Origin of the sequence: Zhihengliuella sp., assembly GCF_031178195.1 — a bacterium.
Lineage (GTDB): Bacteria > Actinomycetota > Actinomycetes > Actinomycetales > Micrococcaceae > Zhihengliuella.
This window is the reverse complement of record NZ_JAPSJL010000007.1, coordinates 141,028-155,178: the sequence shown is the minus strand read 5'-3', so window position 1 is coordinate 155,178 and position 14,151 is coordinate 141,028. Positions and strand designations below refer to the sequence as shown.

Below are 14,151 nucleotides of genomic sequence, written 5' to 3'. Positions count from 1 at the left end.
CTGGCTGGGCCCCTCTCGCATGTGCGGGCGGCTACTCGTCTCGGGGCATCCACTCCTGCTCGGCCAGCGTGTCCCAGAAGGATGTGTCCGCCGACTCGATGGAGCCGTCGGCGATGGACTGGACCGCTGCTTCCAGCGTCACGAGCGTCTGCTGGCGCAGGTACCCGTTGGACTTCTGGCCCAGCACATACGGCTCGTACTCGTGATCGCTCATGCCGCGCATCTCGAAGAGCAGCGTCGAGATGCCGTACTCCACTGCCACGCCATTGCGCGAAATCGTGGTCGCGTCGCCGCCGGCGTACTTGCCGAGGTGTCCCCAGCCCGTCGAGTCGACGGCGTCGAATACCACGGCGCCGAGCCGCTTGGAGCCCTCCAGGACGTCCGGGTCCACCTCCGGGGTAGTCGGGTGCAGGATCGAGCCGGAGACGAGCTGTCCATCGCGCGCGCTGCGGGTGCCTTGGTGGTGCAGGTCGATCATGTAGTCGATCTCGTAGGCGCCCAGCACCTTCTCGTGGAGCGCCCGGGTCTCGGGCTGGACGCGGTCCACATGATCGCGGTTCAGGTCGGCCCCGACGGCGTTGTACCGCGTCAGGTGACGATCCCCGCTCGCCACGTAGTCGTCGAGGGAGAAGTCGACGTCGCCCATGGCGCCGTCGGGGTTCAGCATCGGAACGATCAGGACGTTGACGTGCTCCAGCGTGTCGCCGAGCCGTGCCGAACCGAGGTGCTTGATGAATTCCAGCGCGCCCTCGGTCGTCAGCTGCTCGTTCCCGTGCTGCTGCGTGAGGAAGAGGATTGTCGGGTTCGCGGGGTCGTTCACGTACTTCGCGAGAAAGAGATCGCGGCCCTTGACCGATTGCCCGATGACCTCGAGCTCGAGGGCCTCCTGCCGGGCGTCCTGCTTCTCCAGCTCGGCTGCCAGCTCATCGTAGGTGTGCAGTATCGACGTGTTGATCGTCTCGTGGCCGTTGTAGTCGGGCCCGTTGCCTCCGGCAGCCGCCGCGGGCGCGAGCGATGCGGTGAGGCCGACGGCGAAGACGGCCGCGGCCAGACGGCGGCCCCACCGAGGGTGGCTCCGGGGGTCGGTGGCCTTGGATGCGCGTGGTGGCATTATTCCTCCTTCAGAACAGGTCCCGCCTTTGGGGCCTGACTGGTCAGCCAAGCATTGTCCCACGGCAACTTCAATGCTTGAACTCGCTGGTTGCCAGTGGTAATCAGCCTTGTCGGAGCGGAAGTTCCGGAGCCCTCGTCAGTCGGCCAGCATGTCGTGGACCAGGGGCGCCACTCTGTCGCCGAGCAACTCGATGCTGCGAGCGATGTCCGCGTGGGGGAGCGTTCCGCTGCTCAGTTTCAGGTCGACGCGAGAGAGGCCCAGACGCCCGGCGACGCGGGCGATCTTCCGGGCCACGGTCTCCGGCGAGCCGACGGCGAGGTTGCCCTCAGGGCCGGCCGCGGCCTCGAACTGGCCGCGCCCGTACCCGCGCCAGCCGCGCTCGCGCCCCAGCTTCGACATCTCGGCGAAGTAATGCGGCCACAGCAGTTCCTTGGCCTGCTCGTCGGTGTCCGCGACGAATCCGTGCAGATGCGCCCCCACCGGGCGCGGAGCGTGCCCGAACTCCTCCAGCGCGTTGCGGTAGAGGTCGGCGAACCGCTTGAACGCCAGCGGGTCGCCGCCGATGATCGCGAGCATCATGGGCAGGTCCCGGCGGGCCGCGCGCACGGCCGACTCCGGGCTGCCGCCCACGCCCACCCAGGCGCGCAGGCCGCCCTCCGTGCGCGGATAGACGTCCTGGGCGCTGAGCCGGGCCCTGGTCCGGCCGTCCCAGGTCACCGGTTCCTCGCGCAGGAGCTTGGCCATGAGCGCCAGCTTTTCCTCGAACAGGACCTCGTAGTCGTCGAGGCTGAGTCCGAAGAGCGGGAAGGACTCGATGAAGGAGCCCCGGCCGAGGATCATCTCGGCGCGTCCGCCGGAGACGCCGTCGAGCGTGGCGAAGCGCTGGTAGACCCGGACGGGATCGTCTGAGCTCAGCACGGTCACGGCCGAGCCGAGCCGGATGCGCTCTGTCCGCGCCGCGACGGCCGCCAGGACGACCTCCGGTGCGGACACGGCGAAATCGGCCCGGTGGTGCTCGCCCACGCCGAAGAAGTCCAGTCCCGCCTGATCGGCCAGGACGCCCTCCTCGACGACGTCGCGCAGCACCCGGGCGTGGTTGCCGCCGGGCGTGTCCGCCTCTACATTGACGTCGCCGAACGTCTCGACACCGAGCTCTAGCATGCCGCTCATACCGCCTCCGAAAATAGATGTATTTGCATGTAAAGCGGTGTGGTGAAGCTATCTATTCCCGTCCGTATCCAGGCCTCGGAGGCGGCTGTAAAGTGAGCGGCGAGAGCAGTCATGGAGGAGTCGCCAGGTGAGTCGCACGCAACCGTTCGAGCCCGAGCCGTCAGGCGAGGAAGAGCAGCGGCCGCGCGTCCGATTCGAAGCCCCGACCACGTCCTCCGCGGTGTCCTCCGGCCGGCCTGCGGGTGAACCGGACGAGGCCGGGGAGTCTGCTCCCGACCGCGACGGGTCCGCTGAGCTGCCGGATCGGGACGCGGACGACCGCGCCCGCGACGCCCATCCGGCGGCGGGCCCGATCCCGCGTATCGCGACCTCCCAGATCGCCAACCCACTCGCGCCGCCGCCCCGGCCCGCACCCGTCCTGCCGCCCTCGGCCGACCCGGCCGACGACCGCTCGCAGGCCGAGATCGAGTGGGAGGCCCTGAACTACGGCCACGGCGTGACGAGCACCGAGGGCGGGCCCGCCGTCGAGACCGGCGAGGGCTCGAGTGCTCCGTCCGGCTACGGCACGCCGCATCTGGACGGACCGGCGGCGGCCTCGCCGGGCGCCTCCACGCCCGGGTCCGCACCCGGCGAGGCCGCCGCTGCCGCTGCGGCCGGGCCCGGACCCGCGGTGGGGCCGCCGCCGACGGGGGCGCTCCGACCGCCCAAGGGCGGTACCCCGAAGCCGCGCTGGCCCGGCGGCCCGGTGACGACGTCGTACCCGAGCACCGGGGCGTACCCGAGCACGGGGACCTACCAGGGCCTGCCGACGCAGCCGTACCCCGGGACGCAGGCGCACGCCGCGCATCCGCACACGGCGCCGCAGCCGACGACGCCGGCCCCGCAGCGGACCGACGGAGCCGGGCGCGGGCGCCTGCCGGTCTGGCGGCCCGCGCCCAGTGCCCGGCGCGTCTTCTCGCGCCTGCTCACCACGGAGCACCCGCCCACCCAGGCCTTCTCAATCGTCGATCGGCTGGTGGGCAGCCCGTACGCGAATCCCACCGTGCAGACGGGCGTGCACGAGACGGACGCCCGCGAGACCCTCGAGTTCAGCCTCGATCTGGCGGAGATCATGTTCCGTTTCGGCGGCGGCGCACTGGAGGCCGAGACCAGCATCATCGCGGTCACCGCGTCCTTCGGCCTGCGCAACGTCGACGTGGACATCACCAACCAGTCCATCCACATCAACTACGCCGGCGACGAGGTCCCGATCAGTCTGCTGCGCGTGGTCCGTTCCTGGACGAACAACTACGCGGGGCTGGCGCTGGTCCACCAGCTGGTCACGGACATCGTCGCCGGCGACGTGACGCGGCGCGAGGCGATCGAGCGGCTCCAGGAGATCGCGCGCAAGCCCAAGCCGTTCCCGCGCTGGATGGCCGACGTGGGCGGTGGTGTTTTCGCCGGCTGCTTCGTGCTCTTCAGCGGTGGCAGCCTGCTCGGCGGGATCATCGCGTTTCTGTCCTGGCTGGGCGTCTCGCAGCTGTTCAAGGTCTCCGCACGCTGGCGCATCCCGGAGTTCTTCGCCACCGCGTTCGCGTCGGTGCTGATCACCACCACGGCCCTGCTGCTCTGGCGCTTCCACGTCCCCATCGAGCCGTCGATGGTGATCGCCGGCGGCATCATGCTGCTGCTGCCCAGCGCCCGCTTCGTCGCCTCCGCGCAGGACGCGATCAACGGGTTCCCCGTGACCGCGATCGGCCGACTCCTGCCGGCCATGATGATCTTCGCGGCGATCGTCGCCGGCATCATGACCGGCATCGTCATCGGCGATCTCTCCGGCATCGGGACCGTGGACGTGACCGAGGCCAGCGCGATCGCCTACCCCACCTGGTTCCTGATCCTGGTAGTGGGCCTCGCGATCACGGCGGGGACCGTCTTCGAGCAGTCCGCGCCCAAGCTCCTGCTCCCCACCGCCGCGGTCTCGGTACTGGGCTACCTGACGATGCTCCTGGTCCAGCAGCTGGGCATCGGGGCCCGGCTCGCCCCCGCGGCCGCGGCCGTGGTGATCGGGGCCGCCGGCCGCTGGGTGGCCCTGCGTATGGAGGCGCCGCAGATGGTGGTCGCCGTCCCGGCGATGATGTTCCTGCTCCCCGGGCTCATGATCTTCCGGGCCATGTACGGCATCACGGTCGACTCGGGCGACCTGGTCCTCGGCATCACGCAGATCATGAACGCGTTCGGCATCATCCTCTCGATCGCCGCCGGGATCGTCCTCGGCGACACCATCGCGCGCCCGCTGACCAAGGGCTGGAACTCGCACGAGCGCCGTCGCATCCGCCGCCGCTGACGTCCTCCGGGGTCCGGTCGGGAGGTTCCGGCCGGCGCAGGATCAGAAGAGGGGCCGCTGCACGTCCCCGCCGGCGTCCGGGTGCGGCGTGCCCGCCGCACCCTCGGTGTCCGCCGCTGACTCGTCGGTCTCCGGCGCGACGACGGGGGACGGCTGCGTCGGGAGCGTCCAGTCGATCGGCGCGGAGCCCTGCGCGACGAGGAACTCGTTCGCGTGGCTGAAGGGCCGCGAGCCGAAGAAACCCCGCCGTGCCGAGAGGGGCGACGGGTGCGCCGAGGCGATCACCGCCGTCGTGCCGGCCGCGGTGCCCGCCTCCAGGAGCGGGGCGAGCCGTTGCGCGTCCCGTCCCCAGAGCACGGCCACGAGCGGGCCGCCGCGGGCCGCGAGCGCCCGGATCGCGGCGTCGGTGACGGCCTCCCAGCCGAGTCCGCGATGGGAGCCGGGTTCGCCCGCGCGGACCGTGAGGACCCGGTTGAGCAGCATCACGCCCTGGTCCTGCCAGGCGGAGAGGTCCCCGTGGGCCGGTGGGACGATGCCGAGATCGGACTGCAGCTCCCGGTAGATGTTGGCCAGGGAGCGGGGGAGCGGGCGGACCCGGCCGTCGACGGCGAAGCTGAGCCCGATCGGATGCGCGGGCGTCGGGTAGGGGTCCTGCCCGACGATCAGGACGCGCACGTCCGCCAGCGGGCGGCCGAACGCGCGCAGCACGTGCGGTTCCGTCGGCAGGACGTGCTCGCCCGCGGCCCGACGGTCCGCGACGGCCGCCCGCGCCGCCTCGAGCTCCGGGGCCACGGGGGCCAGTGCGTGGTGCCAGTCCTCGGCCATGTCCATGGGCCCATTAAAGTAGAAGGTCCGGCCCGGAGGCCGGAGGCCGCGGCACCCGGCGGGCCGGCCCGCCGTAGAGTGGCGGGGCCGTTGGACAGACGAGGAGGGATGCATGGCGCAGGAGGGACTCTCCGAGGCGGAGCGTCGCATGCTCGAGCTCGAGAAGCGGCACTTCAAGCACGCCGGCGCCAAGGACCAGGTCATCCGCGAGGAGTTCGACCTCTCGCCGACGCTCTACTACCAGCGGCTCAACGTGCTGATCGACACCGACGCCGCTCTGGCCCAAGATCCGATGTTGATCAAGCGGTTGCGTAGACTACGAACGACGCGACGACGAATCAGCCCCCAGGCCGCATCAAAGGACGTTAAGTGAGTAAGTACCCCAGCGACGAGTTCGACCGAGTCCCGGAATACACGGACCGTCAGGGCGTGCACCGGCTCGACGCCGGGATGGCGCCCGTCAAGCGCGGCGGGCTCTGGCCGCTCATGCTCTTCGGCGTGGCGGCGCTGATCATCGGCGTCGTCGCCTTCACCCTGCTCCGCCCCCAGTTCGGCGCCGAGCCGACCGCGGGCGCCGATGCCTCGGCGTCGCAGACCGCCGACACCGCAGCCGAGTCCTCCGCGGGCGGGGACGACGGCGGAGCCACGGCATCCGGCGACGCCACGGAGGGCGACGGCCAGAACGACGGCGCCCCGGACGACGGCGGGCAGAACGAGGACGGCGGTGCCTCCGAGTCCGCCGAGGAGAGCGAGCAGGCCGGCGAGTCCGGCGCCGTGGACCAGACCCTGGCGGTCGGGGTCTACAACGGCTCGAACCAGCCGGGCCTCGCGGGTGTCAACGCGGACACGCTGCGCTCGGCCGGCTACACGGACGTCGTCACCGGCAACTGGACCCGCCAGGTCGAGCCCACGGTCGTCTACTACCGCAGCGAGGAGTCCGCCGCGACGGCCCGGGCCGTCGCGGACGAGCTCGGCATCGCCACGATCTACCAGACGGAGAACGTCCCGGTCGAGATCAGCGTGGTCATCGGCACGGTCAACTGAGGCACGCCGCCCGCCGGCTCCCCGAGCAGGCGGCGGGGCGGCCGTGTACAACGTTGTAAGCTGTGGTTCCGTCCATCGCGAGGAGGAACCATGGCCGTGACCCTGCACGATGTCGCCCGCCGCGCCGGCGTGTCCATCAAGACCGTCTCCAACGTCATCAACGACCGGCCGAACGTCGGGAAGACCACCCGCGCGCTCGTGCAGGCCGCCGTCGAGGAGCTCGGATACACGCCGAATCTCACCGCCCGGGGGCTCCGCTCCGGCCGGAAGGGCGCGATCGCGCTCGCCGTGCCGGACCTCGCGCTGAGTTACTTCGCGGAACTCGCCGCGGCCGTGATCGAGGCCGCGGAGGCGGCCGGCGTCGTCGTGCTGATCGAGCAGACCGGCGCGAGCCGGGAGCGCGAGGTCGCGCTGCTGAAGAGCCCTCGCCTGAACATGACGGACGGACTGATCTTCTCCCCGCTCGGGATGGGGCAGGACGACGTCGATGCCCTGCGCGTGGACTACCCACTGGTGGTGCTGGGCGAACGCGTCTTCGACGCCCCGGCGGACCACGTGACCATGCACAACGTCGCGGGTGCGCGGGCGGCCACAGAGCACCTCGTCTCCACGGGCCGGCGCCGCATCGCGGTGGTGGGGGCGCACGCCGGGGAGGTCGTCGGGTCGGCGGGTCTCCGCCTGGCCGGCTACCGCGAGGGGCTGGAGGCCGCCGGAGTCGCCTTCGACCCGGAGCTGATCGGCTATTCCGAGCTGTGGCACCGCGCCGACGGCGCCAACGTGATGCGCGAGCTGCTGGCGCGCGGCGTCGAGTTCGACGCGGTCTTCGGGCTCAACGACACGCTGGCGCTCGGAGCCATGCGCGTCCTCCAGGAGGCCGGGCTGCGCGTGCCCGAGGACGTGGCCGTCATCGGCTTCGACGACCTGGACGAGGCGCCCTACGCCATCCCCTCCCTCTCCACCGTCGACCCCGGGCGGGGCTGGATCGCCCGGACGGCGGTGAGCCTGCTGCTGCAGCGGATCGAGTCCGGGGGCGGCGCATCCACCGCCCGGCGCCACGTCGCCGACTTCCAGGTGGTCGCCCGCGAGTCCACGATCAGCCCGGTGAGCTGACTCACAAATTTCCCTTGACAGGGGTCCAGCCAGCCGCCAAGATACTGGGTACAACGTTTACAGTACAACGTTGTACCTGAGGGGCGGAGAGTCGTCCCGCACTCCGCCGGCCCGTTCAGGGCTCGGGCCGGGCCGCAGGAACGGGCCGGTCCCCGCCGCCTGCCCGGCGCGATCAGCAGCGCAACCATGAGAGGGACGTATAGACGATGAAGTCCAGGACTACCAGGATGGCCGCCGCGACCGCGGTCGCCGCACTGACGATGGTCGGGCTCGCGGCCTGCTCCGGCGAGGCCGAGGCCGCGTGCACGAACGAAGTGGTCAACCCCGACGCGACGCAGGTGACGGTGTGGGCGTGGTATCCCGCCTTCGAGCAGGTCGTCGACCATTTCAACGAGACACACGAGGACGTCCAGGTCTGCTGGACCAACGCCGGGCAGGGCAACGACGAGTACACCAAGTTCTCGACGGCCATCGAGGCCGGCTCGGGCGCTCCCGACGTCATCATGCTCGAGGCCGAGGTGCTGTCCAGCTTCGCGATCCGCGATGCGCTGGTGGATCTGACCGAGTACGGCGTCGGCGAGATCGAGGGCGACTACACCGAGGGCGCCTGGAAGGACGTCTCCAGCGGCGACGCCGTCTACGCGGTTCCGGTCGACGGCGGCCCGATGGGCATGCTCTACCGTCAGGACATCCTGGACGAGTACGGGATCGCCCCGCCGACGACGTGGGCGGAGTTCGAGGCCGCGGCCGTCCAGCTGAAGGAGGCAGGCGCACCCGGCGTGCTGGCCAATTTCCCGACGAACGGGCGTGCCTTCAACCAGGCGCTCTTCGCCCAGGCCGGCTCCGCGCCCTATGAGTACGATCCCGCCAACCCTGCGGAGATCGGCATCGAGGTCGACGACCAGGCCTCCAAGGATGTTCTCGCCTACTGGGAGGGCCTCGTCGACGAGGGGCTCGTCAGCACCGACGACGCCTTCACCGCCGACTACAACACCAAGCTCGTGGACGGCACCTACGCCATCTACCTCGCCGCCGCGTGGGGCCCGGGCTATCTGCAGGGGCTCTCCGATACCGACCCGGACGCGGTGTGGCGCGCCGCTCCGCTGCCGCAGTGGGACCTGGAGAACCCGACCCAGGTGAACTGGGGCGGCTCCACCTTCGCCGTGACCCAGCAGGCCGAGGACAAGGAAGCCGCCGCGCTGGTGGCCCAGGAGATCTTCGGTACCGAGGAGGCGTGGAAGATCGGGGTCGAGGAGGCCGCGCTCTTCCCGCTCTGGAAGCCGATGCTCGAATCCGACTACTTCCGCGATCTGGAGTACCCCTTCTTCGGCGGGCAGAAGATCAACGAGGACGTCTTCCTCGAAGCCGCCCAGGGCTACGAGGGCTTCACGTTCAGCCCCTTCCAGAACTACGCCTATGACCAGCTCACGGAGGAGCTCTTCGCCATGACCGAGGGGCAGAAGGATGCCGCCGGCGCGCTCGAGGACCTCCAGAGCAGCCTCGAGAAGTACGCCCAGGAGCAGGGCTTCACGCTGAAGTAGCCGCCACCTCCCACGTCCGGGCCCCGTCCCGCCGTCAGGCGGGACGGGCCCCACGACCCTCCAGTCCCACTAGGAGTAACACCATGACCACTCAGACGCTCGAGCCGAGCCCGGCCGCGAGCCGGGCCCCCGCCTCCGCGGGGTCGGTCCTCGTCCGGAGACGCCAGCGCTGGGGCTGGCTCTTCGTCTCGCCCTTCCTGCTGGTCTTCGCGCTTTTCCTGATCATCCCCCTGGGCTACGCGCTCTGGATGAGCCTCTTCACCTCCACGCTCGCCGCGGGGACCGAGTTCACGGGCCTGGCCAACTACGTCCGCGCGTTCAACGACCCGCTGTTCCTGGAGGGCATGCTCCGCGTCCTCGGCTTCGGCGCGGTGATGATCCCGGCCCAGTTGATCGTCGCCCTGATCGCAGCCCTGGTCCTCGACACCCTGTCGACGTGGCTGTCCAAGCTGACGCGGCTCTTCATCTTCGTCCCGTACGCCGTCCCCGTGGTCATCGGTGCGCTGATGTGGAGCTTCCTCTACAGCCCGCGGTTCGGGCCCGGCGCCACGATCTTCACGGCACTCGGGCTCGACGCACCGAACTTCCTCGGCCCCGACACGATCTTCGCCTCGCTCGTGAACATCGTGACCTGGCAGTGGGCCGGCTACTACATGGTGGTCATCTACTCCGCCCTGCGGGCCATCGACCCCGCCATCTACGAGGCGGCACGGATCGACGGCGCCAACGGCCTCCAGACGGCGCTGCGGATCAAGATCCCCATGATCTCGTCCTCGATGGTCATGGTCATCACCTTCGCGTTGATCGGCACCCTGCAGTTCTTCACGGAACCGGTCGTGCTCCAGAGCATCGCCCAGGGATCCATCGACGCGGCGTACACGCCGAACATGTACGCGTTCTCGCTGGCGTTCTCCTACAGCCAGTTCAACTACGCCTCGGCGATCGCGTTCTCGCTGGGCATCCTCGTGTTCATCGGTTCGTTCGTGTTCCTCTTCCTCACACGCAAGCAGAGCGGTCTCAAATGATGACAACCTCGACGACCACCCTCCGCACCCGGCGTCCGGTCGGCCGCCGGCGGATCGGCTCCCACGCCTTCCTGATCATCCTCGCGTTCTACTTCGTCATCCCCATCTGGTGGCTCGTGGTCGCGGCGACCAAGGACACCGCCGGCCTGTTCGGCAGTCCCGCGTTCTGGTTCGCCGACGACTTCGCCCTCTTCGACAACATCGCCGGCCTCTTCCAGCACCAGGACGGCATCTACTGGCGCTGGCTCGGGAACTCGTTCCTCTACGCGTTCACCAGCGGCATCGGCGCCACGATCCTGGCGGTCCTCGCCGGGTACGGCTTCGCGAAGTTCCGGTTCCGCGGCGGCAGCTGGGTCTTCACCCTTATCCTCGGCTCGGTCATGGTCCCGCTGACGGCCCTGGTGATCCCCACCTTCGTGCTGCTGAGCGACTACGGCATCATCAACACGCCGTGGGCCGTGATCCTGCCCTCGTTGCTGAATCCGTTCGGCGTCTACCTGATGCGCATCTACACCCAGGACGCCATCCCGGACGAGATCATCGAGGCCTCCCGGATCGACGGCGCCGGCGAGATCCGGACGTTCTTCACCGTGGTCCTCCCGATGCTCCGCCCGGGCGTGGTGACAGTGCTCCTGCTCTCGGTCGTCGTGACCTGGAACAACTTCTTCCTGCCGCTGGCCGTCCTCACCGACCCGGACCTGCTGCCCGTCACGGTGGGCCTGAACCGCTGGACGGCCCTCTCCAACGCCGGGGCCGGCGGCGAGCAGGTCTGGAACCTCATCACGTCCGGTGCCTTCATCTCGGTCGTCCCCCTGATCCTGTCCTTCCTCTTCCTGCAGCGCTACTGGCAGGGCGGCCTCAGCACGGGCGCCATCAAGTAGGACCGCAGCTCCCCGGCGCGCCGACGACGGCGGCGCGCCGGGACCACACCCCCCCACGCGACGAAAGCGAAAACATGACTGACGCATTCTCGACCCTCGACCCGAACCACAGCGTCGGGCCCGTCAAGCGGCGCCTCTTCGGCGGGTTCGTCGAGCACCTCGGACGGCACATCTACGACGGGATCTTCGAACCCACGCACCCGGAGGCCGACGAGGACGGATTCCGCCGCGACGTCATCGGGCTCGTCCGCGAGCTCGGCGTCTCGACCATCCGCTACCCGGGCGGGAACTTCGTCTCCGGCTTCCAGTGGGAGGACAGCGTGGGGCCGCGCGAGCAGCGCCCCCGCCGCCTCGACCTCGCCTGGCACTCGACGGAGACCAACGAGGTCGGACTGCACGAGTTCGCCGACTGGCTCGAGAAGGTCGGCAGCGAGCTCATGCTCGCGGTGAACCTCGGAACGCGCGGCACCCGCGAGGCCCTCGAGCTGCTCGAGTACACCAACCTCCCCGCCGGCACGGAACTGGCCGAGCGGCGGATCGGCAACGGCCGCCAGGAGCCCTTCGGCGTGAAGATGTGGTGCCTGGGCAACGAGATGGACGGTCCCTGGCAGGTGGGGCACCGCTCCGCCGAGGACTACGGCAAGATCGCCGCCCAGACCGCCAAGGCCATGCGCATGGTGGACGCCGACGTCGAGCTCGTGGTCTGCGGCTCGTCCAGTGCCCACATGCCGACCTTCGGCGAGTGGGAGCGGACCGTCCTGACGCACACCTACGACGACGTCGACTACATCTCCTGCCACGCCTACTACGAGGAGAAGGACGGGGACCTCGGATCCTTCCTCGCCTCCGCGGTCGACATGGACCGCTTCATCGAGTCCGTCGTCGCGACCGCGGACCACGTGGGCGCCGTCCGCGGCTCGCAGAAGCGCATCGACATCGCCTTCGACGAGTGGAATGTCTGGTACCAGTCACGCTTCGAGAACGTGGACAAGATCGAGGGGCTCGACAATTGGCCGATCGCGCCGCGCCTGCTGGAGGACGTGTACTCCGTCGCGGACGCCGTCGTCTTCGGCAGCCTCATGATCTCCCTGCTCAACCACGCCGACCGGGTCACCAGCGCCTCGCTGGCCCAGCTGGTCAACGTCATCGGGCCGATCATGACCGAGCCGGGCGGCCCCGCCTGGCGGCAGACCACCTTCTTCCCGTTCTCGATCACCTCCCGGCTCGCTCGCGGCGAGGCGCTCCGCCTGCCGGTGCAGGCCGGCGCATACCGGACCGAGCGCTACGGGGAGGTCCCGCTCGTCGACGCGGCCGCCACCTACGACGTCGAGGCGGGCCGGGCGGCGGTCTTCCTCGTGAACCGCAGCACCACGGAGGAGCTGACCGTCACGGTCGACGTCGCGCGCCTGGGCGATCTCTCCATCGCGGAGAGCCACCTCATGGCCGACGAGGACCACTACGCGAAGAACACCCTCGAGGACCCCGAGCGCGTGACCACGCGTGAGAACGAGTCCGCTCGCGTGGCCGACGGCCGGCTCACCGTCACGCTGCCGCCCGTCTCCTGGACGGCCGTCGGACTCGCCTGACGCGGCGGGAGCATCACAGCGGCGGGAGGCCGGCGGCATCCGGCCGCGCCTCCCGCCGGGATATCGTCCACGAGAGCCACCGGTCAGGCCGGCGGCCATCCCGCGGTCCGGACGGACCGGGAGAGGAAGCAGATGCAGCCGACCGAGACGAACTGGGCCCGGAACCTGTCCTACCGCGCCCGGCGGATCCTCCGGCCCGAGGGCCCCGACGGCCTCGCCGCGGCGCTCGCCGGCGGGGGAGAGGTCCGGGTGGCGGGCAGCCGCCACTCCTTCAACACCATCACCGACACCACGGGCACGCTGATCTCGGCCGACCGCCTCCCGGCGCACGTCGAGGTCGCCGCCGACCGGCGGTCCGTCTCCCTCGGGGGCGGTGTCCGCTACGGCGACCTCGCCGTCGAGCTCGGACGGCACGGGCTGGCCCTGGCCAACCTGGCGTCCCTGCCGCACATCTCCGTGGCCGGCGCGATCGCCACGGGCACGCACGGATCGGGGGACCGGCTCGGATCCCTGGCCACCTCCGTCCGCGCCCTGACCTTCCTCACGCCCGACGGCACCGAACGGACCTACCGGCGGGGCGACGACGACTTCGCGGGCGCCGTGGTGCACCTCGGCGCGCTCGGGGTGGTCGTCCGCGTCGAGCTCGATGTCGAACCGGCCTACCAGGTCGCCCAGACGGTGTTCGGACGGCTCGACTGGGACACGGTGGTGGAGCACTTCGACGCCATCACCGGGTGCGGGACCAGCGTCTCGCTGTTCACCTCCTGGGGCGAGCCCGGGGGCGTCGACCAGATCTGGGTCAAGCACCGGGCCGATGCAGCGGCCGGCGAGGCGGCGGCGGTCCTCGGTGGCCTGGGCGCCCTCCCCGCCGCCGGGCCGCGGCACCCGTTGCCCGGCGGCGACACCCGGGCGAGCACGGAGCAGCTCGGCGTGCCCGGCCTCTGGTCCGACCGGCTGCCGCACTTCCGTCTCGCGTTCACGCCCTCGAGCGGCGACGAGCTGCAGTCCGAGTACTTCCTTCCCCGCCAGGAGGCGCGGGCCGCGATCAGGCGGGTGCAGGCGCTCGGGCCGCGCCTGGCGCCGCTCGTGCAGGCCTCGGAGCTCCGCACCGTGCGGGCCGACGACCTGTGGCTCAGCCCCGCGTACCGGCAGGACGTCGTCGCCTTCCACTTCACCTGGACGCCGGACCAGCCGGCGGTGGAGGCCGTCCTGCCGGAGCTCGAGGCGGCGTTCGGTGAGGGCGTGCGGGCCCACTGGGGCAAGCTCTGGCGTCTGGATCCCGCCGACGTCACGGGGGCCTACGACCGCTGGGACGATTTCGTCGCGCTGCAGCGCCGGCACGATCCGCAGGGGCGTTTCGTCAACGACTTCCTGCGACGGCTGGGACTCTAGCGGGGCGTGCCGCCCTTCGGCGGAGCAGTCGGCGAACCCCGGCGCTCCGCGTCCGGCGCCCGTTCTCCCGGCCCGCGGCGGCGGCCCCGCCGTCGTACTTGCACTCTCGGACGGAGAGTGCCAATAATTGGGTTAGC

12 protein-coding genes are annotated in these 14,151 nt (G+C 70.4%); 9 read left to right on the top strand and 3 right to left on the bottom strand.

Annotation, left to right across the window (positions count from 1 at the left end; all coding sequences use genetic code 11):
- Positions 1 to 31 precede the first annotated feature (31 nt).
- Together RIN46_RS11210 and RIN46_RS11205 are read right to left on the bottom strand one after the other, a co-directional pair.
- Complete coding sequence (locus RIN46_RS11210) at positions 32 to 1,111, bottom strand: M14 family zinc carboxypeptidase (protein ID WP_309081252.1); 1,080 nt, start codon at positions 1,109 to 1,111, stop codon at positions 32 to 34.
- Positions 1,112 to 1,249: 138 nt separating this feature from the next.
- Positions 1,250 to 2,284: an LLM class flavin-dependent oxidoreductase gene (locus RIN46_RS11205; RefSeq protein WP_309081251.1), complete on the bottom strand. Its 1,035-nt coding sequence runs from the start codon at positions 2,282 to 2,284 to the stop codon at positions 1,250 to 1,252.
- Between the two features lie 127 nt (positions 2,285 to 2,411).
- Here RIN46_RS11205 and RIN46_RS11200 point away from each other — a divergent pair, with 127 nt between their 5' ends.
- Positions 2,412 to 4,610: a threonine/serine exporter family protein gene (locus tag RIN46_RS11200; RefSeq protein ID WP_309081250.1), complete on the top strand. Its 2,199-nt coding sequence runs from the start codon at positions 2,412 to 2,414 to the stop codon at positions 4,608 to 4,610.
- 42 nt (positions 4,611 to 4,652) lie between these two features.
- On the opposite strand, the gene RIN46_RS11195 is transcribed toward RIN46_RS11200, so the two are convergent.
- Positions 4,653 to 5,441 (bottom strand): uracil-DNA glycosylase, encoded by a 789-nt coding sequence (locus RIN46_RS11195; RefSeq protein ID WP_375141869.1) that lies wholly within the window; start codon positions 5,439 to 5,441, stop codon positions 4,653 to 4,655.
- Positions 5,442 to 5,547: 106 nt separating this feature from the next.
- On the opposite strand from RIN46_RS11195, the gene RIN46_RS11190 reads away from it, so the two are divergent.
- From RIN46_RS11190 to RIN46_RS11155, 8 genes are all read left to right on the top strand, one after another.
- Positions 5,548 to 5,808 (top strand): DUF3263 domain-containing protein, encoded by a 261-nt coding sequence (locus tag RIN46_RS11190; protein ID WP_309081249.1) that lies wholly within the window; start codon positions 5,548 to 5,550, stop codon positions 5,806 to 5,808.
- Positions 5,805 to 6,479, top strand: coding sequence for a LytR C-terminal domain-containing protein (locus tag RIN46_RS11185; protein WP_309081248.1), 675 nt, complete (start codon positions 5,805 to 5,807; stop codon positions 6,477 to 6,479). Before RIN46_RS11190 ends, RIN46_RS11185 begins: the two co-directional genes overlap by 4 nt.
- 90 nt (positions 6,480 to 6,569) lie before the next feature.
- Positions 6,570 to 7,589 carry a LacI family DNA-binding transcriptional regulator gene (locus tag RIN46_RS11180; protein WP_309081247.1) on the top strand — a complete coding sequence of 340 codons (1,020 nt, stop codon included), beginning with the start codon at positions 6,570 to 6,572 and terminating at the stop codon, positions 7,587 to 7,589.
- Between the two features lie 227 nt (positions 7,590 to 7,816).
- Entirely contained in the window at positions 7,817 to 9,130 is a 1,314-nt protein-coding gene (locus tag RIN46_RS11175) for an extracellular solute-binding protein (RefSeq protein WP_309081246.1), read from the top strand.
- Positions 9,131 to 9,213: 83 nt separating this feature from the next.
- Positions 9,214 to 10,155 carry a sugar ABC transporter permease gene (locus tag RIN46_RS11170; RefSeq protein ID WP_309081245.1) on the top strand — a complete coding sequence of 314 codons (942 nt, stop codon included), beginning with the start codon at positions 9,214 to 9,216 and terminating at the stop codon, positions 10,153 to 10,155.
- Positions 10,155 to 11,036, top strand: a complete 882-nt coding sequence (locus tag RIN46_RS11165; RefSeq protein ID WP_309109466.1) for a carbohydrate ABC transporter permease — start codon at positions 10,155 to 10,157, stop codon at positions 11,034 to 11,036. Before RIN46_RS11170 ends, RIN46_RS11165 begins: the two co-directional genes overlap by 1 nt.
- Positions 11,037 to 11,110: 74 nt before the next feature.
- Positions 11,111 to 12,622: an alpha-N-arabinofuranosidase gene (locus RIN46_RS11160; protein ID WP_309081243.1), complete on the top strand. Its 1,512-nt coding sequence runs from the start codon at positions 11,111 to 11,113 to the stop codon at positions 12,620 to 12,622.
- A gap of 132 nt (positions 12,623 to 12,754) precedes the next feature.
- Positions 12,755 to 14,014 carry an FAD-binding protein gene (locus tag RIN46_RS11155; protein ID WP_309081242.1) on the top strand — a complete coding sequence of 420 codons (1,260 nt, stop codon included), beginning with the start codon at positions 12,755 to 12,757 and terminating at the stop codon, positions 14,012 to 14,014.
- Positions 14,015 to 14,151: the final 137 nt, after the last annotated feature.